This window comes from Ruegeria sp. A3M17, assembly GCF_003318255.1.
GTDB lineage: Bacteria > Pseudomonadota > Alphaproteobacteria > Rhodobacterales > Rhodobacteraceae > Ruegeria.
This window is the reverse complement of record NZ_QOCF01000036.1, coordinates 41,621-63,582: the sequence shown is the minus strand read 5'-3', so window position 1 is coordinate 63,582 and position 21,962 is coordinate 41,621. Positions and strand designations below refer to the sequence as shown.

Below are 21,962 nucleotides of genomic sequence, written 5' to 3'. Positions count from 1 at the left end.
GGAAGCCCAATGCCAAGTACACTTTTCTTCAACGGCACAATCCTGACAATGGATGCGCAGAATTCTTCGCCGGAGGCGGTTCTGACCGAAGGACACAGGATCAAGGACGTTGGAACCGAGGCCGATCTGCGCGCTTGCATGCCTGCGGATACTCAGGAACGCAACCTGCAGGGGCGCACTCTGATGCCCGCGTTTATTGACCCTCACGGGCATTTCCCGGATCCGGGGTTCATCCGGCTGTTCCGTGTTGACCTGTCGTCGCCTCCTTTAGGGGATTGCCGGACCATGGCGCAGGCGTTGGACAGGCTGCGGGAAAAGGCTAGTGCAACGCCCGAGGGTGAATGGATCATGGGAGTGTCGATTGACAATACATCCATTCTCGAAGGTCGTATGCCCACGCGGGCCGAGTTGGACAAGGTATCACAGCGTCATCCAATCTGGGTTATTCATGCATCGGGTCACAATGGCACGGCAAATTCTCTTGCGCTTGAGAAGCGTGGGGTAACCCGTCACACACCAGACCCGGACGGTGGCCGTTTTGGCCGTGACCCTGAAACCGGAGCCCTAACGGGATTGATCGAAGGTCTTTCGGCCATGGGAGAGATGGGCGATACCGATTTCCTGATTGACCGCGAAAGGTTCTGGCAGGGCTTTGATGCCTGCCGTGACGAATATCTGACCCATGGGGTGACCTATGCCCAAAATGCCTGGACGTCGCAAACCATGCTGGATCACTTCGCCAGCCTGCCCGCAGATCAGGATCCGGGAATTGATATCGAGCTGTTACCCGTCGGAAGACTGGAGCCAGAGCTAAGTACCCAATGGATCGGCACGAACTGGCCCGGCAACCCGCATTTCACACTAGGTCCGCGCAAACTGTTCACGGATGGGGCTTTTCAGTTGCAGACCGCGTATCTGTCTGTTCCGTATTTCAAGCCGGCTGATCCAGAACATCCTCGTGGGATGACTTACACCTCGCAAGAGCAGCTGGATGCTGATGTCAGCAAACTGCATAGCAGGGGTTTACAGATTCATTGCCACTGCAACGGCGATGCCGGCGCCGAGATGTTCATTGATGCGGTTGAAAAAGTACTGCGTGCGTATCCCCGCGCAGATCATCGGCACACCATTATTCATGGCCAGGCCCTGCGGGATGATCAATTAGAGCGTATGGCCCAACTTGGCCTTACCGTTAGCTTCTTTCCCGCGCATGTTTATTTTTGGGGGGAACGCCACTATGACACCTTCTTGGGCCCCGAGCGGTCCGAGAGGATATCCCCGGCAGCATCAGCCGAGCGGTTTGGCGTGCGTTATACGATCCACAACGACGCGTCGGTCACGCCAACACGTCCAATCCATCTGGCCCATTGTGCGGTAAATCGGAAAACCTCTTCAGGCCGTGTGCTTGGCGAGGATCAGAAGATCAGCGTTCTTTCAGCTTTGCGTGCCCAAACCATCGACGCCGCCTGGCAGGTGTTCAAGGAGGATCGGCGCGGATCTATCGAGACGGGTAAAATTGCGGACTTCGTTGTCCTCTCGCGCAATCCCCTTCACGATCCGAACCGTCTGAATGATACACAGGTGCTCGAAACGATCCGCGCCGGCCAAAGTGTTTTTGCTGCAACGTATCGCAAAAAAGAAATCGAGCACACCTAATGACGACCAAGCGTATTGCGATCGCGGGGTTTCAGCATGAAACCAATTGCTTCGGTGTGTCAAAAGCAGGTCTGCACAAGTTCGAGATGGCAGATTCTTGGCCCGGCATGTTGCACGGCTCACAGGTTATCTTGGAAACTGATGGTATGAACCTACCTGTCGCAGGTTTTGCCGCGGCGGCTGCCGCCGCAGGGTTTGAAATCGAGCCGATACTGTGGTGCTCAGCCGAGCCGTCCGCTCATGTAACCGATCACGCATTCGAAACGATTTGCGGGAAGCTGTTAGATGGAATTAAAGAAGCGGGTCACATCGACGGCGTTTTTCTTGATCTCCACGGGGCAATGGTCACCGAAAATCTTGCCGACGGCGAAGGAGAGATATTGCGCCGTGTGCGTGAAGCCGTGGGCCCCAAAATTCCAGTGGTTGCAAGTTTAGACCTGCATGCCAACATATCTGCTCAGATGGTGGAACACGCGGATTACCTGTCGATTTTTCGCACCTATCCCCATTTGGATATGGCAGAAACTGGCGCACGATGCGTTCCTGTCCTGCAGTGCCTTTTCGATGGCGAAACACTATTCAAAGCGTTCCGAGCGGTGCCTTATCTCATCCCCCTGCACGCGCAATATACTGGCGCTCCGCCCTTCGACGAAATCTATCAAGTTCCAGCAAGGTTGGAGCAGCAGGGAATCCTGGCAGAGATCGCTCTAGGTTTTACAGCGGCAGATTTCCCAGACACAGGCCCGTCTTGCGTTGTCTACGCTGCCACTGCCAACAAAGCTGCCGCTGCTGCAGACGAGATCGTCAATTTGTTTATGGCCCGTGAAGCGGATCTTGATTGCTCAATGCTGTCTTTGGAAGAAGCGGTTTTGACATGCCGCCAAAGTCGGAAAAAGCCGGTTGTTTTGGCAGATGTTCAGGACAACGCCGGTGCGGGCGGGACGTCTGATACCACTGGGTTGCTGGCAGCACTGATTGAAGGTGGTACAAAAAGTGTTTTGATGGGCCTGTTCCATGATCCGGAAAGTGCAGAACAAGCCCATGCGGCAGGTGAAGGTGCAATGGTCAAACTGGCGATCGGTGCAAAGTCCAACTTAGCTGGGCACGTTCCGATCAAAGCAGAGTTTGAAGTACTGGCCTTAGGGGATGGCACATGCCGCTATACTGGTGAAATGTATGGCGGTGGTGTTGCAACGCTTGGCAAGACAGCTGCATTACGGTTGGTTGGTTTCGAAGCCGAGATCGACCTCGTTGTCACAAGCCTACCTAATCAATGTCTGGATCGTGCACATTTTACTCATATTGGGCTTGATCCAACGCATTATTCCGTCGTCTGCGTAAAGAGCACGACGCATTTCAGGGCCGATTTTGAGCCCATTGCAGCCGACGTTTTTGCCGTTTCTGCGCCAGGTGCGTTTCTGTGCAATCTGGAGCAAGTCCCCTATTCCAATGTCTCAACCAGATTGCCCAACACCGCCAACAGATAATGGTGTCAAATGATCGACTTGGTGCCCAAGTTGGGCTTTGATCCAGTAACTCTTATGTTGTTTGAAGTAGGCGCTTATGGGTCCAAGTAGGTCTTTTTGCTAAGAAATGGTTTGTTACTCATCGCTGCCACCAAGAAGTGGACGATGAGAAAAACAAAGGCGAGCACCGGCGATGAAATCGTCAAAGAAATCAAGCGTGTTATGTGCAAGCAGAATTCCAGCGAAGAGGAGATTCGGATCGTACTTGATGGGTTTCGTGACGAGGACAGCGTAGCTGAGCTTTGCCGTCGTAAGGGGCAATCGCAGGGCTTCTAATTCAAGTGGTACAAGGATTTCAAGCGGCTCGGGTGACGGCATGTGAACGTAGCTTGTCTATGATGTTTGTTTGGGAACGAAACCAAGACGCATTATCAGGCGATGTAACAGGCGTTTTAAAACCCGTTTGTCCCTTTTTTGTTGGAGTATTTTGTCCAACACGATGCCATATTGATCGACCACGCGCCAAAGCGGTTTTGTCGCAAATTTTGGCTTGGTTCAAATCTATCGCTCTGATTAGGCGAAGTTTGCCTGTGAGCTTTGCAAATTGACGGAAACCGTTTGTCGAAGGCCCAAGCTGTCCATTCCGGATCATGTTGGCGGTCTCAATCCCCGAGAGTGTTGCCGCAGCCGAGATGAGGCGTTTGAAGCCGGCATCGGTCTCGTGAGCCGTATTCGGAATACCATTGGTGCACAGAGCATTGACGAAGAATTTCTTTGCGGACTTGGTGTCTCGTTTCTCGGATAGCATGAAATCAAGGGTTTGCCCGTCGCGATTTACGGCTCGATACAGATACGCCCATTCACCACGAACTTTGACATAAGTCTCATCCATACGCCAAGATGCAACGGTGTTGGTCTTCCGTTTCTGAACCGCGTGAGGGGCCAAGGGTGAAAACTTGACGACCCTGTGGTTAAGCGTTGCATGATCGACCATCACCCCACGTTCCGCCATGATCTCTTCCAGTTCACGGTAGGCGACGCCGTAACGGACATTCCTAAGTAGCATTGCAGACCAAGCCCCAGTAGGATCAAACCGCGCGAAGGTGCAACATGCCGATCAAGGATTGCGAGAAAGCAGACGGCTTTCAAAGAAGGGGTTTTGTCTCTACCTCAAATCTGAGCGTCGCCAAGCCTCACAGCATGAATTTGCCTGGGAAAAGCCCACCTAAAAACCTTCGAATAAGTTCAGCAGAGCGTCGTCGCGAAAAAATCTGCATATCGGTCAGGTAATTAACCCACATACCTTCCAGTAGGGCCAGCGTTCCGCTGGTGGCATCATTCACCAAGTTCGGATCATGCCCGTTTTGTTGGGCTATCTCCATGAACGCACGCCGCAAAGTCTCGACAAGTTTGGGATCCTGAGTGCTGCTGTATCGGGCAATACCTGGGTGTGAGCTCGCGATGCCTCGGAATGCATGCCAGATTTTCGTACTTCGTGGATTGAGCAAAGCTTCGGACAGATCAGCCTCAATCACAGCCATCACTCGGTCTTCGGGCGATGCATCCGAGCCCAGATCGGCCAATCTGTCCATCTCGGCATAATACTCAGTACTGAAATGCTGGGCCGCTGCCGTCAGCAAATTGTCCTTCCCCCCGAAATGCAAATGGATCATTCCGCGCGACAAACCGGAGCGCTCGCAGATGCGACTGACCGAGGTATCGGTGACTCCAATATCAGCAATAGTATCCAGTGTCGCCTTGATCAGGAGCCGCCTATTGGCTTCCGGATCGCGCTTAGAACTACGCTTTCTTCCTTTGGGCTCGGTCACTCTATTCAATGATTCCATTAGCTTAGGGTCTTCTCATATGGGTGGCTCACAGGAAGATTGACACGAAAGGCCTTTCTGGCGCAACATTAAATGGACGATCGTCCATTAGAGACTCGTAAGTACCGAGATGGGAGATAGGGTGATTTTTCGTAGCGAAGCGTCCCGGGGTTATACCCTCAGCGCACCAGCCACGGCATACGTGGGCTTTCTGGTGGCGGCGCCTTTGGTGATCCTGATCGCCTATTCATTCTGGACCCAAACCTACGTAACGCTCGACAAGACACCGACGTTGAAAAACTATAGCGAGGCGTTTGCTGATCCGCTGGTTCGACACTTAATGCTAAGGTCTATCTGGATTGCCGGAGCAGTTACGGTAGTTACTGTCGCACTGGCCTATCCCATCGCGTACTTCATCGCGATGAAGGTCCGGAAAAAGACCATCTGGCTTCTGCTCATCACCATTCCGTTTTGGTCCAGCTATCTGCTGCGCGTATTTGCCTGGAAACTCATCCTTGGGTTCAACGGAGTGATGAATTCTGCACTACTGATGCTTGGTCTGATCGACGAACCGCTCGACTTCTTGCTGTATAATGAATTCGCCGTCGTGCTGACACTTGCTCATGCCTGGGCACCTTTTGCGATCCTGCCGATCTACGTCTCGTTGCAGAAGATCGATCCAAGCCTGTTGGAGGCCGCCACCGACCTCGGCAACAGTCCTTTGCAACGCTTCATGCGGGTGACGCTGCCGTTGACCATCCCAGGGATCATTGCTGCATGCCTGATCATCTTCATTCCGACTGTCGGTGACTACGTGACCCCAGCGCTGGTCGGCGGATCGGACGGGAAGATGATTGCCAATCTTATTCAGGTTCAGTTCGGGGCCGCCAACAACTGGCCTCTCGGCGCCACACTTTCGCTGATCGCGATGCTGTCGGTCGGCTTCGTCGCCATCGTGTTTGTCATTACCGCCACCCGGCTAGGGAGGAGGATCAGATGAAGCGCCCCTCGACCTTAACAGCCTATGCTTTCCTGTATTTGGTTTTTCTGTATCTGCCGGTTCTGTTCCTACCCTTGTTCTCGTTCAACAGCGGCACAATCGTTGCCTTTCCGATCAAGGGTTGGACGCTGGACTGGTATCGGAAGCTGGGCGAGCAGGATACGTTGATCCAGGCCCTTTGGAATTCACTTGGCGTCGGCACTGTCGTCGCACTTCTATCCACCGCTATAGGGCTGTTCGCCGCCCGCGCCTTTGTTCGATACCGTTTTCGGGGCCAGCGTGCGGCCGAAGGTTTGGTGATGCTGCCTTTGGTTATTCCGGGCATTATCGTGGCTTCGTCAATGCTGGTTCTGTTTCTGTTTCTCGGTCTCAAGCCATCTCTGCTGACCGTTGTTCTGGGCCATACGTTCCTCGCCTTGCCGTTTTCCGTTTCGATCCTGAAGTCTGCCTTTGATGACTTTGACGCGTCGCTGGAAGAGGCATCTTACGATCTGGGCGTCGGCGTGTTCGAAACCTTCCGCCGCGTGACACTGCCGGTCGTTTCCCCCGGTATCATAGCCAGCATGCTGGTCACTTTTACGGTCAGCTTCGATGAGTTCGTCCTAGCCTTTTTCCTGTCCGGCAACCAGCCAACCCTGCCGGTCTATATCTGGAGCCAGATCCGTTTCCCCGCCAAGCTTCCAAACGTTTTGGCTTTGGGCTCTATCCTGCTGCTTACCTCGGTTCTGCTTTTGGTATTGGCCGAGTATTTCCGCCGCCGCTCATCCGCATCAGAGGTCCGATGACAGACAGAAACATCATAGAACTCAGGGGCGTCGAAAAGCGCTATGGCACATTCCTAGCAGCCAGCGGGATCAACCTCGATCTCAAAGAGGGCGAGTTTTTCTCGCTCCTCGGCCCATCGGGATGCGGCAAGACCACGGTGTTGCGGATGATCGCCGGATTCCAGGAACCGACTGAGGGTACCGTGCTGATCGACGGTCAGGATATGGAAGGTGTGCCTGCCAACAACCGGCCAACGAACATGGTCTTTCAGAGCTACGCCATCTTCCCGCACCTGAACGTTGGGAACAACGTGGCCTATGGCTTGCGGGGCAAGGCGCCCAAGGCCGAGATCGAACAGCGCGTAGCCGAGGCCCTGGAAATGGTCGAGTTGGGCGGTCTTCAGGATCGCGGCGCAAGTGAGTTGTCGGGTGGGCAGCGGCAAAGGGTGGCGCTCGCCCGCGCGCTGATCATGCGACCCAAGGTGTTGTTGCTGGATGAGCCCTTGTCGGCCCTCGACAAGAAACTACGCGAACAGATGCAGTTTGAAATGCGCAATCTCCAGCAGTCGCTTGGCATCACCTTTGTGATGGTCACCCATGACCAATATGAGGCGATGACCATGTCCGATCGTATTGGCGTGATGTTCAATGGACGGCTCAAGCAGGTGGATACACCAACCACGCTTTACGCCCGTCCTTGTGATCAGCAAGTGGCCAGTTTCATCGGTGAGATGAACATACTGCCTGCCCAGTTATTGGGCGAAACCGACAATATGTTGTCTATCGATGCAGCCGCCTTCGGGCGGATTGAGATTGAGAGAAATCCCAACGTTGCGACCAGCTCTAAAGACATGAACATCGGTATTCGCCCGGAACAATTGGAAATCGCGGCTGAAAAGCCAGAGGACTATCCATCAACGGTTCAGGGCACTGTCAGCAACGTCGCCTTCTATGGCGAGAACATTCACTATCACATTCAGGTGGAGGGAGCTGAGAAACCAATCTCGGTCTCAGTTCCAAACTATTTTCACACGGTCGATTTCAAACGCGGCGACGCAGTTTGGCTGGGGCTTCAGGGGGCAAGCGTGATCGATCTAGGTACAGACACAAAGTAAAATAGTGGGAGGATAAAATGAGACTACAGGGAATTGCGGCCTTCGTATGTGCGACGGCATTAAGCACGGGAAGTGCCATAGCAGGTGGCGCTGATCTAACGGTTTTTGACTGGTCGGGATATGAAGATCCCGGGTTCTTTGCCAGCTACATGGAAAAATACGGGGATGAGGCGCCGAGCTATTCCTATTTCGGAAGTCAGGAGGAAGCCTTTACGAAACTGAGTTCGGGTTTCACGGCTGATCTGGCGCATCCTTGTTCCGACGCGGTCCGAAAATGGGTCGCAGCCGACCTGATCCAGCCGCTGGATGAAAGTAAGCTGACCAACTGGGCCGATGTGCTGCCCGAGATCAAGGAAGTCGACGCCATCGTCCTCGACGGTAAGCTTTACATGTTGCCGTTCGAGTGGGGGAACACGGGCCTTATCTATCGCACCGACAAAATCTCAGGCGATGATATCTCGCTGCAAATGCTGGCGGACCCGGCCTATGCAGGCAAGATCGCCGTCCCGGATGCCGCGTCATCTGCATACGCCTTGGCAGCGCTGGCCACCGGAAACGCCGACGATTATACCAATCTGAGCGACGAGCAATTCAAGGAAGCATCTGATTTCCTGCGCTCGATCCACCCGAACATGCGCTTTTACTGGTCCGATGCGGGTCAATTTGATCAGGCCATGACCAGCGGTGAGATCGAATTGGGTTGGGCTTGGAACCAGTCGGAACTCAACCTGATCTGGAACGAAGTGCCTGCCGCTATGATGCGTGATGTCGATAAGGGCATCGCGACCTGGGCTTGCGGTTACGTGCATTTGAAGTCTTCCACGACACCGGTCGATCAGGTCTATGATCTGTTGAACGCGCTCACTGACCCTGCCAGCGGTCAGTACATCATCGACAACTGGGGCTACCCACATTCCAACGCAAAAGCGTTCGAAGTTGCCGATCAGGCCAACATCGAAGCCTATGGATTCTCGGATCCAAAAAGCTTCTTTGAAGGCAGTTTGTTCTTTGATGCGGTGAACCCCGAGCTTGAGGCGAAAATGCTGGCAGAATTTGAACGGATCAAAGCCGGCTTCTAACACAACCACTTTTCCGGGGCCTTACGGCTCCGGATCCCAGATATAGGAAAACGCGTGAACATGTCGAACGCGCACCCATATGCTCTGCTTTTTGAACCGGTTCAGATCGGACCAGTCACAGCTAGAAATCGCTTTTATCAGGTGCCGCATTGCACCGGGCTGGGGCATGTCCGACCGCGGGCGGATGCCGCCGTTCGTGGGATGAAGGCCGAAGGCGGGTGGGGGGTAGTCTCCAATCAGGAGACCGAGATTCACCCAACCTCAGACCTGTCTCCTTACGCCGAGGGGCGGCTATGGGACGGGCGCGATGTGCCCGCGTTGCGGCTGATGACGGATGCGGTACATACGCATGGGGCGCTGGCAGCTATCCAGCTGGTTCACAATGGCAACCATTCGCAAAACTTGCTGACCCGCGCTCCGGTTCTTGCACCTTCTGAGATGTCCGTCGATACGACGCATCCCAAGCAGGCGCAGGCCATGGATAAGGCCGATATCCGGGAATTCCGCCGCTGGCACCGCGAGGCCGCCTTGCGCGCGAAAGATGCCGGATTTGATATCATTTACGTCTATGCCGGACACAACATGACTTTGGCGCAACATTTCATGCTGCCGCATATGAACCAGCGTAGTGATGAATATGGTGGGTCGCTTGAAAATCGTGTGCGCCTGACACGCGAACTGCTGGAAGACACCCACGAAGCTGTAGGTGACAGTTGCGCTGTGGCGCTCCGGTTTGCCATCGATGAGATGGTGGGCGCTGACGGCATGCAGGCTTCAGAAGAAGGCCGTGCCGTGGTCGAGCTTTTGGCCGATCTTCCTGACCTATGGGATGTGAACGTTGCCGACTGGTCCAATGACAGTGCCACAACCCGCTTTCAGCCGGAGGATGGCTATCAGAACGCGTTTCTGTCGCACGTCAAACAGATCACACGGAAACCTGTGGTTGGTGTTGGTCGGCTGACGTCCCCCGATATGATGTTGTCGATGGTCAAAAAGGGAGTTGTCGACCTTATCGGAGCGGCGCGCCCTTCCATTGCGGACCCGTTCATTCCGAAAAAGATTGAAGACGGCAGGATTGACGAAATACGCGAATGCATCGGCTGCAACATCTGCGTCTCATCCGACAATCTGGGCATCCCGATCCGCTGCACCCAAAACCCGACCATGGGCGAGGAGTGGCGCCGCGGTTGGCACCCCGAGATCATCGCGCCAAAAAAGAGCAACGCGGATACTTTGGTTATTGGCAGTGGCCCTGCCGGTCTTGAATGCGCCACGCAAATGGCAAGGCGAGGATATCAGGTGACTTTGGCCGAAGCCTCAGCTGAATTTGGTGGACGTGTTGCAAAGGAAAGCAAACTTCCCGGCCTCGCGGCTTGGTCCCGCGTCGTCGACTATCGCCTGAATGATCTGAAGCAGCGCAGCAACGTCCAATTGTTCACCGACAGCAGGCTTGACGGCGATCAGGTGGCAGAGCTTGGCATCGAACACGTCTTTGTCGCGACCGGTAGCCATTGGCGCACTGATGGCATGGGGCGCAACACCCAGCGCCACCAACCCACGATTAAGCCCGATGCCATAGTGCTCACGCCTGATGATATTATGAACGGCATTCTGCCCCCGGATGGACCGGTGATGATCTATGATGATGACCATATCTATCTGGCAGGGGTGATCGCTGAAAAACTGGCGACCGCCGGATACCAGGTGGTCTTCGTCACGCCAGAGAGTTTAGTTTCAACTTACGCCGTCAATACTTTGGAGCAGCCTCGTATTCAGGCCCGCCTGATCGAGCTTGGTATCGACATTCGCTGCAATCAGGTGCTGACGGCGGTTGAAGGTGACTTCGCGCGCATCGGGTGTGCCTTTACCGGTCGCGTAACGGATATTCCGTGTGCCTCGACAATTCTGGTTACCGAGCGCCATCGAGAGACAGCGCTTTATGACAGCTTGCGCGGGATCGGTTTGAAAACCCTCGAACTTATTGGCGATGCCGCGTCTCCGGGGTTGATCGTGGACGCAGTCTTCGCAGGCCACCGCGCGGCACGCGATTTTGAACGCCCAAAGGCAGAAGCAGACAAGGATTGGTTTCGCCGCGAGATAATCGATTTGGAGGAGACGTGATGAACAGCCGACCGTTTGAGTTAGATGCTTTGATGGCCTCGCACCAGTACGGCCACGCGCTGCCGCGTGAATTCTATACCTCGCAAGACATCTATAACTATGACATTGCCCAGGTCTGGAACCGTAACTGGCTTTGGGCAGGGCATGTCAGCCAAATCCCAAACCCCGGAGACTACTTCCTGTTCGACTATGGCCCGGAGAGTATCATCGTTGTTCGCGACCGCGAAGGCGAAGTTCGCGCCCATTTGAATGTCTGTCGCCATCGGGGATCTCGCGTCTGCACTGAACAGTCCGGCAACGCCCGAGTCCTTGTGTGCCCCTATCACGCCTGGACATATGAGCTTTCGGGAAAACTTCGTGCAGGCCATAACATGGGGGAACATTTTGACCCCTCCAAATTTGGGCTCTTTCCCGTTCAGGTGAGTGTCTTCAAAGGCCTGATCTTTGTCTGTGCCGATGCAAACACGCCATCGCTTGATCCTGTCCTCAGCCAACTTGCGCCTCTGGTCGAACCCTATGGCTTTGACGATCTGAAAGTAGCGCATACGGCGTCATTTCCCGTTCCAGCGAATTGGAAACTGGCGGTGGAGAACTATCTTGAATGCTACCACTGCGGACCAGCACACAAAGAATACTCTCGCTCTCATAGCCTGAAATCGCCTCAAGAAATGGCTGGCTTGGTCGAACCGCTAAAGGCAAGGGCTGTCGAAGTCGGCCTGTCACCTGGTGAATTGGCGCTTGTCGGCGACGCTGCGCCCACCCCATTCACCAGCGGGTACTATCGGCGCTATCCGCTTTACCAAGGCTATAAAACCGGCAGTAAAACGGGCGAGGCGCTGGCCCCATTGCTCGGAACCCTAAGAGGTTTCGATGGTGGCGCAACTGACTTTGATATTGGCCCGTTGAATTGGTTCCTGATCTATTCGGATCACATGGTCGGCTACCGCTTTATTCCACGTGGTCTACAGGAAACCGACATTCAGGTGGTCTGGCTGGTTCGCGCTGACGCCGAAGAAGGCCAAGATTACAACAAAGAAGACCTGACCTGGCTTTGGCATGTCACAACTTTGGATGACGAACGCATCATTCGCCACAACCAGTCCGGCGTTAATTCTCATTACTTCCAACCGGGCCCCTTGGGCGAAATGGAAACCGCGATCCAGGAGTTTTACGACTTCTATTTCGCCATGATCAGCCCGGAACCAGAACAAAGGATGGCCGGTCATGGCTGAGGCGAAATCACGCCGTCGCGGTGGTGGTGGGCGCGCCGCGCGCATAAAGGTGCAACAGGCGACCACGGGCAATGAGGCCGTACGTGGAGGCTTAAGTGGCGGACGTTACAAGCCGTTGACCCAAACAGATATGGAGAACATCCACCAAGCGGCCTTGACCGTTCTGGAAAACACCGGCGTTACTGACCATTTTCCGGAACTGCTTGATCTGGTGCTGCCCAAGGGCGCGGTGATGAATGACCTCAATCGGCTGTGCTTCCCCCGCGCGCTGATGGAAGACATCCTGGCTGGTGCTGCCAAGGAGTTTTACGTCTATGCCCGCGGAGAGCGTGAAGGCAAAGACGACATGCATTGCAAGGCAGAGAGCGTTTACTTCGCCAACTCTGGCACCGCCGTCACCACCTTCGATTCTGAGACCAAAACTTATCGGCCCTCGGTCTTGCGCGATGTGTATGATTTCACCCGTCTGGTGGACTGTTTGGACAACATCCATATGCTAGGCGACACGGTCTTGGCCACTGATGTGACCGATGATTTCGCCCACGATATGAACACCATATATGCGATGCTCGCAGGCAGCCAAAAGCCTGCCTGTCTGACCTTTCGCGACCGCAGCCATATCCCGCATGCTATCCGCATGTTTGATTTGGCCCAAGGTGGTGAAGGGGCTTTCATGAAAAAGCCAAGCGTCATATTTGGCGGCTGCCCCATGGTTTCCCCCTTGCGGATCGGCAAGGAAAACATGGAAATCCTGATCGATACCGCCAAGCTAGGTCTGACGGTCGATTTGGCGGTGCCTCCTCAGGCCGGGGCCACAGCCCCCGCGACGCTGGCGGGAACATTGGTGCAAGCCGTGGCCGAAACGCTGGCCTGTGTTGCCATCGTAAACCTTATCACACCAGGCTGCCCGGTCTGCTTTGCCGCCTGGCCCTTCATCACTGACTTGCGCAGCGGGTCGTTTACCGGCGGCAGTGGTGAACAGGCTCTGATCGGGGCGGCAGCCATTCAGATGGGCAATTTCTATGGCCTTCCCACATCCGTTGGCGCAGGTATGACCGATGCCAAAATACCCGACGCGCAATACGGGTTGGAAAAGGCGCTGACTTTCACGCTTGCCGCTCATGCTGGTGCCAATCGTCTGTGCGAATTCGGAGGTATGATTGGCAGCCTGATGGGATGCAGTTTTGAAAGCATGGTTATCGATGACGAAGCGGGTGGTATGATCCTGCGATCGTTACGCGGGATAGAGGTCACAGATGAAACCATGGCGGTGGATGTAATCCACCAGTGTGCCATTGATCCTGGTCATTTCCTCGGCAACCCACACACGCTGAACTATATGAACAGCGAATTTGTCTACCCACGGCTCATGGATCGTGAGCGTACAGATACATGGGAAAACGAGGGTAAAACTGATCTGCTGGACCGCGCCCGTGACAAGTCCAATTCCATTCTCGACAGCCATTTCCCCAACTACTTCGGCGCTTCAGACGCTCAGGTGCGCGAAGAGTTCCCAATTGTGATGAGCGCAGAAAGTATGGCCCGCCGTGGATAACTCTAACGCCAAGCACTGGGATAACGACCACTTCCTGCACCCGTGGGAAGGTATGGCAACCTTGGGGGAAAACGATCGGACCTTCATCGAAGGTGCCAACGGCATCCACGTCATGAACGAAAAAGGCGAACGCTTGATCGACGGACCGGGAGGCATGTGGTGCACCCAGATCGGTTATGGGCGAGAGGAGATGGCCGAGGCCATGGCTGATCAGGCTCGAAACCTTGCCTATTTCTCGCCCTTTAACAACTCCAACTCGACTGCCGCGCGGTTCGCACGCGAAATCGCCAAACGTGCGCCGGGCGACTTGAACAATGTCTTTTTTACTACTGGCGGTTCCACTGCGGTTGATACGGCCATCCGGTTTGTTCATTTCCGCAACAACCTCTTGGGTCGGCCCGAGAAAAAGAAAATTATTTCCAGGCAAAAAGCTTATCATGGAAGCACTTATCTGGCGGCCAGCATCAGTGGAAAAGAGCGTGACAGGCTTTGGCTCGACAAGGCGGATGACCTCGCACATTTCCTGCCAGACGTGAACCCGCTCTATCGTGCGCCAGGTCAAAGCGAAGAGAGCTTTCTGAAAGAGAAAGTTTCGGACCTGGAAAACGCCATTGTGACGCTGGGCCCAGAAAATGTTGCCGCTTTTATCGCCGAACCGGTTCTTGCCTCTGGTGGCGTGATCGTGCCGCCAAAAGGATATCACGAAAGCTGCCTAAACATCTGCAGGAAGTATGATGTTCTATACATTTCCGACGAAGTAGTGACGGCTTTCGGGCGATTGGGCCATTGGTTTGCGTCAGAGGCAGTTTTTGACATTCAGCCAGACATAATCACCTGTGCCAAAGGAATGACATCTGGGTACGCGCCGATGGGCGCCGCGATTATCTCGGATAGATTGATCGCCGATGTTGCGGGAAAAGATGCAACCTTTTCTAATGGCTATACCTATTCAGGTCATCCGGTCAGCGCGGCCGCTGGTCTGAAAAGCATGGAGATTATAGAACGGGAACAGCTTCTCGAACACGTTCGGAACGTCGCTCCGATTTTTCAGGATCAACTTCAGCAACTGCGTCAGATTGACATCGTTGCCGATGTGCGCGGCATGGGGTTGATGGGATGCGTTCAATGCTCAATCGATGGTGATCCCCAGAGCGACCTGGGACGCGACTACGAAATTGGCGGCCAGATCGATATCGAATGCCAAAAACGTGGGCTACTTGTTCGACCTGTGATCAACATGTGTGTTCTTTCACCGCCCCTAATCATTAGCGAAAGTGAAATTGAGCAGATGTTTTCAGTCTTGCGCAAAGGGCTTGAAGCGACAAGTGCGTGGCTCGGCGGGATCAGAGGCCAATGAATTGCCTGAGCTCTTGTTGTGAATGTCCGGCGATCAGGATGCCATTGCAGCATTTGAGTTCAGCGCTCAATGGCAAGATTGGGCCGTTTCGCCGTGATTACCTCAAGGGGGCGTATGACTACATCCGAGTTCGGCAATGAGCCCATGGTTGCCATTACAATTTCTCGCTGCGCGCTCGCAGCACCGAAAAAATTGTGACGGCGTCGCTTCTCACACTGCTCCACAGCAGATAAGTCGGCCGTTGGTACTCGTAGCAGCGAGCATTGGATCGCCAATTTACAGATTGCGGGGCAAAGCGCCAATTCGCTGCAAGCGCACTTGGGGCTGCGTTCTTGTGTTTCGCAAACCTTAACAAAGGAACGCACACGGATCGCACATCGCCATGTGCTAAAATCTTGATCCGGCGAGACAGGCTGTCCATTCCTTCATCGATCACCGGGCGTTTGGTTTGAGATCAAATGCGGATATGTGACATTTACGTCAGCGGCAGTGAATAAAGGATCAGGGTTCTACTCGGGAGCGGTGAATTTTTAGGCGTACGCGCAGCACTGAAACTTACTGCAACACAGCGAAGTCGGTGCCGCATTACAAATTGCAGTACGGTCCTTCAAGCAAGACTTTTGAGGCGCGTGCGCCGATCCGTTGAGGCCATCATCTTAGACACGATTTTACGCAGCGACGTCGCCTTAATCGTCGCATGTTCGTGGTCAAGACCTTCGCAGCTACGTCGCGTGATCAACCGTCACACCACGTTCCGCCATGAACTCCTCCAGGTCGCGGTACGAGACGCCGCCGCGAACGTGGAAAAAGACCGCGAACAGGATTACCCATCGTGGTTGGTGCGCTCCTTTGAAGTTGATCTTTGGCACTCTTGAATAATGTCGCGGTCAATTCATCAGTTGGCTCAAACAACCCAAACGTGCAATTGCAGCTGCTCACGAGAGACGGGCAAGAAATTGGGTTTGGGTGTACCTAGGTCAAGTGCACCAACCCCAAAATGCACCACGAAGTGAAATTTATTTCGCGAACTGGTAATTTTCCATGAGCATGTTGACGGTTCTTTCGCCACACCTTTAGAAAGCAATTGTGCAAAAAAAACCAAATGACGAAATTTCTTGCATACGTGATGCTGGAGGAGAAACGCATCGCAATAGCAAGTGCATTCCGATGGGAGGAAATTCATGAACTTTTCGAAAGCAAACAACATTATCGCGTCCGCTGCTTTGGCGGTGGCTGGCATCACAGCCACCTCAGCGCAGGCCGAGGGCATAATGTGCGAGCCGGGTGAGACTTATGTTATGAACGTCATGGTCTCGGGCCATCCCTATTGGGTACCAGTCTATCAGGGCTTCAAACAGGCAGCCGAAGCCTTTGGATGCGAGACCGTGTTCTCGGGCACGCCGGACTATGACATCACCAAGCAGATCGCCTCGTTCGAGCAGGATCTGGTGAAATCGCCTGCTGGAGTTCTGCTGCACCCGATGCAATCTGACCCTTTCATCGAGCCGATCAACCGAGCCATCGATAACGGCACGGAAATCGTGACCTTTGCTGCAGACAGCCCAAATTCGAAACGTACCGGATACATTACGTCAGACAACCATGCCGAGGCCAAGTTTGCCGCGGAAGAGATTGTCAAACAGGTGGGTGACAGCGCCGAGTATGCGGTTCTGGAAAACCCGGGTCAGTCGAACCATGACCTGCGCGTGACTTCCTTGATCGCGTATATGGAGGATAACTATCCGAACATGAAACTGGTTGGGCGTCAGGCCACGAACCAGGACAGCAACGCAGCCTATCGCGCGACTGCATCGATCATTCAGGCCAACCCGAATGTTGCCGCGATCTGGATCCCCGAAGCCGGCTCGGCGGAAGGCGCGGTTGCCGCCAAACTTGAAGCGGAATCTAATATTCTGATCATGCATGCGGATGTGACGCCGACCACGCTGGAGCATATCCGTGCCGGCAATATCCACATGTCTCTGAACCCCAATCAGGGTGTGCAGGGCTTCATGGGTTTCATGGCGGTGCACCTGGCGAACCGGGCAGACGTTTTTGATCCTTTCAACGACTGGAAGACCAGCGGCTTCAACCCGGTTCAGATCCCGTTCATGGACAATGGCTTTGCGGTCATCACCAAGGACAATGCCGACAGCTTTGATCTGAATGTCTACATGGACGGACGCGATCCGGCCTGATCGGAGCACCCCCTCCGACAAACCGTCCGCGCAATTCCAGTTAAGTTCGCGGGCGGTTCTCTACCCGAACCGATACAAGTCCCCGAGACGGTGGTGCCATGCAAGATGACGTGATCCTTCGGATATCGAACCTCAGCAAGTCCTTTGGCCCGGTCAAAGCATTGCGCGGGATTGATTTTGAACTCCGCAAGGGGGAAATCCACGCCGTTGCAGGGGAAAACGGTGCAGGCAAGTCGACCCTGATGAACGTGATCGACGGGATATTGCAACCAGACAGCGGCAAAATCGTGCTGGACGGTGACCCGGTCAAAATCTCGTCTCCGACAATGGCGCAACAATTGGGTATTGGTTTTGTGCATCAGGAAATTGCCCTGTGTCCTGATGTGTCGGTGGCCGAAAACATCTTTATGGCCAAGACCAATGTCAGCCGGTCCTGGCTGATGGACTATCGAAAACTGGAACGCGATGCAGTCGATGTGTTTCGGCAGCTCAGCGATATTGATCCCTCGATCCTGGTGAAACACCTTTCGATCTCGAACCAGCAGCTGGTCGAGATCGCCAAAGCCCTGACGCTGGAATGCCGCATTTTGATCCTTGATGAGCCGACAGCCGCACTCACGGAAGCCGAAGCCCAAACCTTGTTCGGGATCATGCGCAAACTGGCGGATCAGGGGATTTCGATCATCTATATTTCGCACCGAATGGTCGAGATATTCAACAATTGCGACCGGGTTTCGGTGTTCCGGGACGGGCAGCATATCGTCACTCAAAACGTTGCCGAAATTCAGCCCAGCGATGTGGTCAACGCCATGGTCGGGCGGGTGATCGACAATCTTTATCCCCAAAAGCAAGAAATGCCTTCGGACGAAGTGATCCTGGACGTGCGCAACCTGACCGAAACGAAGCGCTTTCGTGATGTTTCATTCACATTGAACAAGGGTGAAATTCTGGGCGTCGCTGGTCTGATTGGCGCGGGCCGCAGTGAGATCGTCAAAGGTATCTGCCAGCTTGAGGGAGATGTCACGGGTGAGGTCTGGCTGAACGGTGAAAAGCTAAACCTGCGGAATTATCAGGACAGTATTGCCAAGGGGGTGGTGTATCTGTCCGAAGACCGCAAAGGGGATGGCGTGTTCCTCGATCTGCCAATTGCCGCCAATGTTTCCGCCCTGAATCTGGAGCAGGTGGCTAATGGGATTGGCCTGATTCAATCCGGTACGGAAGAGGCACAAGCCAAGGCGTTGGGACACAAGCTGAACCTGAAATGCGGATCGCTGAGCGATCCGGTGTCGTCTCTGTCGGGGGGCAATCAGCAAAAGGTGGCGCTGGCCAAAATGCTGTCAGTGAACCCGCGCCTGATTTTTCTCGACGAACCGACCCGCGGGGTCGATGTGGGCGCGAAATCCGAGATTCACCGCATTCTGCGCGAACTAGCGACCGAAGGCGTGGGGATCGTCGTGATTTCTTCAGAGTTGCCCGAACTGATTGGTGTCTGTGACCGCGTGCTGGTGGTGCGCGAAGGGCGCATCAGCGGGCAGGTCACCGGCGATGAGATGACAGAAGAAAACATCATGCACCTGGCCTCCGTCATGGACGCGCAGGACTCGGTCGCATGAGCGGAGACACGAAAATGGACAACACTGTAAATCTGACCCCCGCGGGATCATCCGACAGCGCACCGCTGCTAAAGCGCATGTTGCGTATGCGTGAGACGGGGCTGATCGTCATTATTCTGGGTTTGTTTGTGATTATGTCATTCGCGTCGCCCTACTTTCTGACCTGGGCCAATATGCGGGCGATGTCCATGGCCTTTGCGGTCGATGGATTGCTGGTAATCGGGATGACGATCCTGCTGATTTCCGGCGGGATCGATCTGTCGGTTGGATCGGTCACCGCGCTTGCGATGGTGATCGCGGGATGGCTCTTTCTCAGCGGGATAGATCCTTGGGTGGCCTCGGCCATGGCCATAGCCTTGTGTACGGCCATTGGTGCATTTATGGGGTTCTTTGTCACCCGCGTTGGCCTGCACCACTTCATCGTCTCACTCGCCATCATGGTGATTGCACGAGGTGCCTGTTTGTTGTTCACCGGAGGGCGGCCGCTTGGCTTGTATACCCTTCCTCCGGAATTCAAGTTCATCGGGCAGGGGTCCATCGGGCCGATACCGATTGTGATTGTGATCTTTTTGGTCTTCGTCATCGCCTTTGATTTCATGCTGCGGCGCACGACCATGTTCCGCAAGGTGTTCTATACCGGCAGTAACGAAAAGGCCGCCGCCTATTCAGGCATTCGCACCAAAAAGGTGATCTTTCTGACCACAACCTTGTGTTCGACGCTCTGCGGTGTGGCAGGCATCATTTACATGGCGCGGTTCGGATCGGCACAGCCCACATTCGGGCTGGGACTTGAACTGACTATCATCGCCGCCGCTGTCATTGGCGGGGCCAGTTTGAATGGCGGTTCGGGGTCGATCCTGGGTGCGATCCTCGGTGTGATCCTTCTGTCACTGGTTTCCAGCTCGTTGGCGCTGCTGGATGTGTCGGTCTACTGGCAGGACATTATTCGCGGCTCGATCCTTCTGGCAGCGGTCACCATCGACCATTACCTAAACAAGAGGCGCGGGTGATGTTGGACAAGAAGAAAGACTTTGAACTGATCCGCCAGATCCACACCGTCCTGGTGCTGCATTATCTGGAAGGACAGAAGCAGGCCGATATCGCGCGGGCGCTGAACCTATCGAACTCGAAGGTCAATCGCCTGATCACGCAGGGCCGCAAAATGGGCATGGTCAAGATCGACGTGGAAAGCCCGTTTGAAACACTGATGGACATAGAACGTGATCTGACTAGGTCGACGAGCCTGACTGAGGCCATCGTAACCCCCTCGGTCGCGGGAAGTGCAGAGACAACCCTGCAACAGGTCGGGCGTGCCGCGGCAAATCATCTGGTCGAAACCCTGCGGGATGGTGACGTCATTGCGATCACCGGAGGTAAAGCTATCAGCGCAACGGTTGAGGCGCTGGAAGTTGAACGCGCTTTTGATGTGACGGTAGTGCCTCTGACCGGCGGCATTCAGGGCAAGTATTATACCGACGTGAACCACCTTGCGACGCAGATGGCCGAGCGTTTGGGCGGCAAAACCATGTTGCTGCATGCGCCGCTGTTTGCTGAAAGCCGAGACCAGCGCGATATGCTGGAACAGGTGTCCTCCATCCGAGAGGTTTTGGATATCGCCCGCCGGGCCAATGTCGCGTTGGTGGGGATCGGTTCGATCGAACCTGAAGGTTCAAGCTATTACGATCTGCATCCGGTGCCCGAGGCCGACCGCAAGATGCTGGTGGGAATGGGTGTGATCGGAGAGTTTCTGGCCCATCTTATCCAAACCGACGGCTCGGTGTCGAACTATGCGCTGAATTCTCGATTGGTTTCGGTGGCTCCAAACGATCTGGCGCAATGTGCGCGGGTAATAGGTGTCAGCACCGGGGCGGAAAAGGTTTTGCCAATCAAGGCGGTGCTGAACGGCAAGTTTCTCAACTCGCTGATCCTGGACGAAGACACAGCGACCGCAGTCATACAGGAAATGGAAGGAACATGAGGATGTCGCATGACATGCTGACACGCGAAATCGGTGCGTCGGGGATCCAAGCCTCGGTCATCGGGCTGGGCACATGGGCTATCGGTGGCTGGATGTGGGGCGGTACGGATGAAGCCAAATCCATCGCGGCGATTCAGGCTTCGGTTGATGCGGGAGTGACCCTGATCGACACAGCTCCGGCATACGGGCAGGGCGTGGCCGAGGATATCGTGGGCAAAGCCCTTAAGGGACGTCGCGAAAAGGTTGTTCTGGCGACTAAATGCGGGCTGGTCTGGCATACGCACAAGGGCAACCATTTCTTCGACTATGACGGAAAACCGGTGCATCGTTATCTGGGCAAGGATGCGATCATCCATGAGGTCGAGCAAAGCCTGACCCGTCTGGGCACCGATTACATCGATCATTACATAACTCATTGGCAGGACCCGACGACCCCCATCGCCGAGACGATGGAAGCGCTGGATACTTTGAAACAGCAGGGAAAAATCCGTTCCATAGGCGCCAGCAATACCTCGGTCGATGAGGTGAAGGCCTATGTCGCCACCGGCCAATTGGACGCCATCCAGGAAGAATATTCGATGGTCAAGCGCGACATCGAAGGCACGTTGTTGCCGGTTTGTCGTGAGAATGGCGTGTCAGTGCTCAGCTATTCCTCGCTGGCGTTGGGTCTGCTCAGCGGCAAGATCGGGCCGGATCGCGAATTCACGGGTGACGATCAGCGCAAGGACAATCCACGCTTTTCTATGGCGAACCGCCAGAAAGTGGCGGACCTGATGGCGGCCATCGCTCCGATTGCCGAGACGCACGGCGCGACCCTGGCGCAGACCGTCATCGCATGGACGGTTCAACAACCCGGTATCACCTTTTCGCTGTGTGGGGCACGTGATGCAGCGCAGGCGGTGGAGAACGCGAAGGCAGGGCAGTTGCGCCTGACCGAGACCGAGATTTCCCAGATCAACACGCAAACCCAGGCTCATTTGAGCGATCTGGACAGCTAAGCCT

17 protein-coding genes and 2 pseudogenes are annotated in these 21,962 nt (G+C 54.7%); 16 read left to right on the top strand and 3 right to left on the bottom strand.

Going from position 1 to position 21,962, the window contains the following annotated elements:
• Positions 1–9: 9 nt before the first annotated feature.
• The 3 genes from DS906_RS20480 (at position 10) to DS906_RS20470 (ending at position 3,458) form a co-directional block, all read left to right on the top strand.
• Positions 10–1,656: an amidohydrolase gene (locus DS906_RS20480; RefSeq protein WP_113791912.1), complete on the top strand. Its 1,647-nt coding sequence runs from the start codon at positions 10–12 to the stop codon at positions 1,654–1,656.
• Complete coding sequence (locus DS906_RS20475; RefSeq protein ID WP_113791911.1) at positions 1,656–3,143, top strand: M81 family metallopeptidase; 1,488 nt, start codon at positions 1,656–1,658, stop codon at positions 3,141–3,143. The genes DS906_RS20480 and DS906_RS20475 overlap by 1 nt, the downstream gene beginning before the upstream one ends.
• Positions 3,144–3,287: 144 nt before the next feature.
• Positions 3,288–3,458, top strand: coding sequence for a hypothetical protein (locus tag DS906_RS20470; protein WP_199528616.1), 171 nt, complete (start codon positions 3,288–3,290; stop codon positions 3,456–3,458).
• A 444-nt stretch (positions 3,459–3,902) separates the two neighbouring features.
• Here DS906_RS20470 and DS906_RS22755 read toward each other — a convergent pair.
• Both DS906_RS22755 and DS906_RS20460 read right to left on the bottom strand, forming a co-directional pair.
• A pseudogene (locus tag DS906_RS22755) lies at positions 3,903–4,173 on the bottom strand (DDE-type integrase/transposase/recombinase); the annotation flags it as partial.
• Positions 4,174–4,315: 142 nt separating this feature from the next.
• Positions 4,316–4,969, bottom strand: a complete 654-nt coding sequence (locus DS906_RS20460; protein ID WP_113791909.1) for a TetR/AcrR family transcriptional regulator — start codon at positions 4,967–4,969, stop codon at positions 4,316–4,318.
• Positions 4,970–5,078: 109 nt separating this feature from the next.
• Here DS906_RS20460 and DS906_RS20455 point away from each other — a divergent pair, with 109 nt between their 5' ends.
• Genes DS906_RS20455 through DS906_RS20420 form a run of 8 tightly spaced genes read left to right on the top strand, consistent with a single transcriptional unit; the run spans position 5,079 to position 15,171 of the window.
• Entirely contained in the window at positions 5,079–5,948 is an 870-nt protein-coding gene (locus DS906_RS20455) for an ABC transporter permease (protein WP_113791908.1), read from the top strand.
• Entirely contained in the window at positions 5,945–6,733 is a 789-nt protein-coding gene (locus DS906_RS20450) for an ABC transporter permease (RefSeq protein ID WP_113791907.1), read from the top strand. Before DS906_RS20455 ends, DS906_RS20450 begins: the two co-directional genes overlap by 4 nt.
• Positions 6,730–7,827, top strand: coding sequence for an ABC transporter ATP-binding protein (locus tag DS906_RS20445; RefSeq protein WP_113791906.1), 1,098 nt, complete (start codon positions 6,730–6,732; stop codon positions 7,825–7,827). The genes DS906_RS20450 and DS906_RS20445 overlap by 4 nt, the downstream gene beginning before the upstream one ends.
• A gap of 17 nt (positions 7,828–7,844) precedes the next feature.
• Positions 7,845–8,906, top strand: coding sequence for a PotD/PotF family extracellular solute-binding protein (locus tag DS906_RS20440; protein ID WP_113791905.1), 1,062 nt, complete (start codon positions 7,845–7,847; stop codon positions 8,904–8,906).
• A 60-nt stretch (positions 8,907–8,966) separates the two neighbouring features.
• A complete protein-coding gene (locus DS906_RS20435) occupies positions 8,967–11,027 on the top strand; it encodes an FAD-dependent oxidoreductase (protein ID WP_113791904.1) in 2,061 nt (686 codons plus the stop codon).
• A complete protein-coding gene (locus DS906_RS20430; RefSeq protein WP_113791903.1) occupies positions 11,027–12,259 on the top strand; it encodes an SRPBCC family protein in 1,233 nt (410 codons plus the stop codon). The genes DS906_RS20435 and DS906_RS20430 overlap by 1 nt, the downstream gene beginning before the upstream one ends.
• Positions 12,252–13,814, top strand: a complete 1,563-nt coding sequence (locus DS906_RS20425; RefSeq protein ID WP_113791902.1) for a trimethylamine methyltransferase family protein — start codon at positions 12,252–12,254, stop codon at positions 13,812–13,814. Before DS906_RS20430 ends, DS906_RS20425 begins: the two co-directional genes overlap by 8 nt.
• On the top strand, positions 13,807–15,171 hold the full coding sequence (locus DS906_RS20420; protein ID WP_113791901.1) for an aminotransferase: 1,365 nt from the start codon (positions 13,807–13,809) through the stop codon (positions 15,169–15,171). The genes DS906_RS20425 and DS906_RS20420 overlap by 8 nt, the downstream gene beginning before the upstream one ends.
• 725 nt (positions 15,172–15,896) lie before the next feature.
• Here the strand turns inward: DS906_RS20420 and DS906_RS20415 are convergent.
• Positions 15,897–16,031, bottom strand: a pseudogene (locus DS906_RS20415) (IS6 family transposase); the annotation flags it as partial.
• A 321-nt stretch (positions 16,032–16,352) separates the two neighbouring features.
• On the opposite strand from DS906_RS20415, the gene DS906_RS20410 reads away from it, so the two are divergent.
• The 5 genes from DS906_RS20410 to DS906_RS20390 all read left to right on the top strand — a co-directional run bounded on the left by DS906_RS20410 (position 16,353) and on the right by DS906_RS20390 (position 21,958).
• The gene (locus tag DS906_RS20410; RefSeq protein WP_113791900.1) at positions 16,353–17,369 is read left to right on the top strand and encodes a substrate-binding domain-containing protein; all 1,017 of its coding nucleotides are present in this window, start codon (positions 16,353–16,355) and stop codon (positions 17,367–17,369) included.
• Between the two features lie 98 nt (positions 17,370–17,467).
• Entirely contained in the window at positions 17,468–18,982 is a 1,515-nt protein-coding gene (locus DS906_RS20405; RefSeq protein ID WP_113791899.1) for a sugar ABC transporter ATP-binding protein, read from the top strand.
• Positions 18,979–19,992 carry an ABC transporter permease gene (locus DS906_RS20400; RefSeq protein ID WP_233494861.1) on the top strand — a complete coding sequence of 338 codons (1,014 nt, stop codon included), beginning with the start codon at positions 18,979–18,981 and terminating at the stop codon, positions 19,990–19,992. The genes DS906_RS20405 and DS906_RS20400 overlap by 4 nt, the downstream gene beginning before the upstream one ends.
• Entirely contained in the window at positions 19,992–20,960 is a 969-nt protein-coding gene (locus DS906_RS20395) for a sugar-binding transcriptional regulator (protein ID WP_113791898.1), read from the top strand. The genes DS906_RS20400 and DS906_RS20395 overlap by 1 nt, the downstream gene beginning before the upstream one ends.
• Positions 20,957–21,958 (top strand): aldo/keto reductase, encoded by a 1,002-nt coding sequence (locus DS906_RS20390; protein WP_233494860.1) that lies wholly within the window; start codon positions 20,957–20,959, stop codon positions 21,956–21,958. The genes DS906_RS20395 and DS906_RS20390 overlap by 4 nt, the downstream gene beginning before the upstream one ends.
• Positions 21,959–21,962 lie beyond the last annotated feature (4 nt).

Coding starts and splice junctions, on each gene's coding strand:
- DS906_RS20435 (WP_113791904.1), top strand. CDS start 8,967: ATGTCGAACGCGCACCCATATGCTCTGCTTTTTGAACCGGTTCAGATC.
- DS906_RS20475 (WP_113791911.1), top strand. CDS start 1,656: ATGACGACCAAGCGTATTGCGATCGCGGGGTTTCAGCATGAAACCAAT.
- DS906_RS20430 (WP_113791903.1), top strand. CDS start 11,027: ATGAACAGCCGACCGTTTGAGTTAGATGCTTTGATGGCCTCGCACCAG.
- DS906_RS20450 (WP_113791907.1), top strand. CDS start 5,945: ATGAAGCGCCCCTCGACCTTAACAGCCTATGCTTTCCTGTATTTGGTT.
- DS906_RS20445 (WP_113791906.1), top strand. CDS start 6,730: ATGACAGACAGAAACATCATAGAACTCAGGGGCGTCGAAAAGCGCTAT.
- DS906_RS20425 (WP_113791902.1), top strand. CDS start 12,252: ATGGCTGAGGCGAAATCACGCCGTCGCGGTGGTGGTGGGCGCGCCGCG.
- DS906_RS20400 (WP_233494861.1), top strand. CDS start 18,979: ATGAGCGGAGACACGAAAATGGACAACACTGTAAATCTGACCCCCGCG.
- DS906_RS20455 (WP_113791908.1), top strand. CDS start 5,079: ATGGGAGATAGGGTGATTTTTCGTAGCGAAGCGTCCCGGGGTTATACC.
- DS906_RS20480 (WP_113791912.1), top strand. CDS start 10: ATGCCAAGTACACTTTTCTTCAACGGCACAATCCTGACAATGGATGCG.
- DS906_RS20390 (WP_233494860.1), top strand. CDS start 20,957: ATGAGGATGTCGCATGACATGCTGACACGCGAAATCGGTGCGTCGGGG.
- DS906_RS20460 (WP_113791909.1), bottom strand. CDS start 4,969: ATGGAATCATTGAATAGAGTGACCGAGCCCAAAGGAAGAAAGCGTAGT.
- DS906_RS20470 (WP_199528616.1), top strand. CDS start 3,288: ATGAGAAAAACAAAGGCGAGCACCGGCGATGAAATCGTCAAAGAAATC.
- DS906_RS20395 (WP_113791898.1), top strand. CDS start 19,992: ATGTTGGACAAGAAGAAAGACTTTGAACTGATCCGCCAGATCCACACC.
- DS906_RS20405 (WP_113791899.1), top strand. CDS start 17,468: ATGCAAGATGACGTGATCCTTCGGATATCGAACCTCAGCAAGTCCTTT.
- DS906_RS20440 (WP_113791905.1), top strand. CDS start 7,845: ATGAGACTACAGGGAATTGCGGCCTTCGTATGTGCGACGGCATTAAGC.
- DS906_RS20410 (WP_113791900.1), top strand. CDS start 16,353: ATGAACTTTTCGAAAGCAAACAACATTATCGCGTCCGCTGCTTTGGCG.